Here is a 3,293-nt window from a genome sequence, read left to right on the forward strand (position 1 = left end):
TTTGTATTGTGTCGTCATAAGGAGGTTCAAAGTGAAAATTACTGCCAGTGAAGTGAAGCATGTGTTAAGTCAGAAACACAGTCAGGATTTCTTTCTTACTGAAGTGAAAAACGGCTCAACTTGGATGGGAAAAGAACTTGCAATCATGGATGCCTTGGCAATTAAGAAGAGCTGGACTAAACCATGTTTGACAGGTTATGAGATAAAGGTTTCTCGAGCGGATTTCATGAATGACGAGAAATGGCCGTTGTATAAGGATTTATGCCATAGATTTTACTTTGCTTGTCCAAAAGGGCTCATTCTACCTGAAGAACTGCCCGATGATGTGGGCCTTGTATGGATCAATGAGGATAAAAAGCCATATACCAGAAAAAAGGCTAAGTTCAGGGATATTCAAATGTCAGCTGACATGTTTTATTACATTATTCTAAGTCGCCTGAATAACCAGGAACATCCTTTCTTTAGTAGCAAAAGAGAATTTTTTGAACAATACCTATTAGACAAGGAACAAAGGCGTACCTTGGGTTGGAAAGTCGGTACCAAGATGGCTGTTGAATTGGCTGAACTTGATCGGCAAGTGCAAGACTTTCAGCGTCAAAAAGAAAGAATGGATATGAATCAAGAAAGATTTGAATCCTTTTTAAAAGTCATGAAAAAACACGGGCTAAATGCTCATAGGTTTAATGCCGAGGAAGAACTGGATAAGGCCCTTTCTACAACGGTACCACCTAATTTTATTCGAGACCTTGAAACGATTCAGAGTGCCAGTATGAGGCTCAATGAAATGATTAAAAATCCGGAACTGCTGGAGGGGAAATAGATGGATAAAAAAGCCCTCAAAGAAGTTGAGATAACCGATGTCATTAAACACGTTTTGAGAACTACCCAAGATTATAGCGGCGAGTATTCTACTAGCTGCAACATTGATTTTTTAATTAGCCAACCGATCAAATTGTCGGTTTTTGATAAAGACTATCTCATTGACCGTATAAAGATGATTGATTTTTACGGGGATGAAATTGTATTCAGCTTTGCAAATGATAAAGAACGGTTTTGCTGTTTCCCAGTTCCGAAAACACTCATTCACAAAATCTACATTAGGATTATTCAGGAGCAAAAAACAGGAGTCATGCAAGGCTGGCGTTTCGAGGATACATTGATTGAAATTTTACGCGGTGAAAGCATTGCCACTAGCTGTTATTAGGCAACAAAAGAGTAATTATGTTCGATAGGAGGGGAAGCATGGAGCTGAACAAAATTTATAATGCTGATTGTGTGGGCGAAAGTGGCATGAAGATCCTGCCGGATAAAAGCATAGACTTAATCCTTTGTGATTTGCCCTATGGCACTACAAATTGCGCTTGGGATACTGTTATCCCCTTCAACCTTCTTTGGAGCCAATATGAACGAATTATCAAGGACAACGGAGCAATTGTATTCTTCGCTCAATCTCCCTTCGATAAAGTACTAGGAGCCAGTAATTTGCCTCTATACCGCTACGAATGGATATGGGAGAAGAATAAGGCAACGGGCCATTTAAACGCCGACAAAATGCCAATGAAAGCTCACGAAAATCTATTAGTCTTTTATAAAAAGGCACCTGTTTATAATCCTCAAATGTCAATCGGCCATAAGCCAATGAATTACGCGAAGAATAATCATAATTCAGAGGTTTACGGAAAAGGGAAACAAACTATCTGTGATGTCGGGACAACAAAAAGATACCCAAGAAGTGTACTGCAATTTCAAATAGTCAATAACGATGATCCCGATAAGGTACATCCAACACAAAAGCCGGTCGAACTTTGCGAATACATGATTAAAACATATACCAATCCAGGCGCAGTAGTTTTAGATAACTGTTCTGGAAGCGGGTCAACACTCCTAGCAGCCCTTAACACGGACAGATATTATATCGGTTTTGAGAAACATGAACCATATTACAAGAAAAGTTTGGAGCGGATTGACCGGCATACGACCCAATTGTCACTAGTTTTATGAAATAGGAGGGAGAACCGTGAGGAAAGAATACGCCGTCTACAAAGGCGACGATCTACTGGTCATGGGAACAGCCCGGGAGTGCGCGGCAGAGCTTAACGTCAGGCCCGAGACTATCAGGTGGCATAGCACTCCAACAGGGCGCAAACGGTCAGCCAGTCGTAAGAAACAGGACAAGTGCCTTGTGGTTTTAAAGTTGGACGATTAATAAAGGGGGGAGGACGTGCAACTCACACTCTTTGAAGAATCTCGAGACTATCGCGAACACATTAAGTACCGGAAGGGCATTTTTAAAACTAAAACAGAAATAATCAAAGACCTTTATGCCGAGGGGAAAGAGCGGATCTACCACGTTCTTTCCTTCGGGGGAGGCACCCAGTCTTCACATCTTTTAGAACAGCACTTCCGCGGCGAAATACATTATGACTTTATCGTTTTTTCTGATACCGGGGCTGAGCCTGATTTCATCCATTCTCAGGTAGCTTGGTGGCAGCACAGACAAAAGGAGAATGGTAACACTACCCCATTCATTATCACCGGTCACAGCAGCATGGAGGGCGGTCTGGAAGAGATGCTAATGCGTTATATCCACACGGAGTATCAAAGGTTCCAGATGCCTGTTTACTGCAATAAGATCGATGAGGAAACAGGGCAGGAAGTTGCAGCTGGGATCATGCCCAGGCAATGCACGGTGGATTTTAAGATTGTTCCGGTAAAGCAAACAGTCCGGCGGGCTGTATTAAAGCAAGTTGGCTTAACTAATAAACAAAAGATGCCAGCCGACATTGCTTTCATTATCGATATCGGCTTTTCATTCGACGAGATCAGGAGAATTAACCTTTATAAATCGCCACAGTTTAAGTACATGTATTTAGCTTATCCCCTCGTGGAAGAAGGACTTACAACGCAAGACAGCATACAGTATTTGATTGAGAATGGCTTCCCTACAAAGCGATCACGCTGCTATTTCTGTCCATTTAATTGCGACAACAGGGACATAGGCATGGACTGGAATGAAATTATTGAGGATGAACCTCTATCATTCTTGAAAGCTTGCTATTTTGATAGCCAGCTGAGGGCGATTCAGAAGACAGGTAAGAAAAACATGCGCAGCATACCTTACCTGCATGAGAAGCGGATTCCTTTAGAGGATGTTTATCCGGATGAATACAGCACTCTGTCATCAGCTTATGAAAGTGAATTTTTAGTTTGGCGTAGCAAATGGGAGAAGCGGATCAAGGATAAGTACATTCTTACTGCTTAAGCCGATGGCGACAAAGTAAGCATTTTGTTAG

Annotated in this window: 4 protein-coding genes; all 4 read left to right on the plus strand. The window is 41.7% G+C overall.

What is annotated here, in order from left to right; translation table 11 throughout:
* Positions 1–31: 31 nt before the first annotated feature.
* The 4 genes from BN1002_RS22950 to BN1002_RS22970 all read left to right on the plus strand — a co-directional run bounded on the left by BN1002_RS22950 (position 32) and on the right by BN1002_RS22970 (position 3,262).
* Complete coding sequence (locus tag BN1002_RS22950) at positions 32–820, plus strand: MmcB family DNA repair protein (RefSeq protein WP_048823719.1); 789 nt, start codon at positions 32–34, stop codon at positions 818–820.
* Complete coding sequence (locus tag BN1002_RS22955; protein WP_048823720.1) at positions 821–1,204, plus strand: hypothetical protein; 384 nt, start codon at positions 821–823, stop codon at positions 1,202–1,204.
* A 38-nt stretch (positions 1,205–1,242) separates the two neighbouring features.
* Positions 1,243–2,001, plus strand: a complete 759-nt coding sequence (locus tag BN1002_RS22960) for a DNA-methyltransferase (RefSeq protein WP_048823721.1) — start codon at positions 1,243–1,245, stop codon at positions 1,999–2,001.
* A gap of 220 nt (positions 2,002–2,221) precedes the next feature.
* Positions 2,222–3,262, plus strand: a complete 1,041-nt coding sequence (locus tag BN1002_RS22970; RefSeq protein WP_048823723.1) for a hypothetical protein — start codon at positions 2,222–2,224, stop codon at positions 3,260–3,262.
* Positions 3,263–3,293 lie beyond the last annotated feature (31 nt).

Source organism: Bacillus sp. B-jedd, from assembly GCF_000821085.1.
Lineage (GTDB): Bacteria > Bacillota > Bacilli > Bacillales > Cytobacillaceae > Bacillus_D.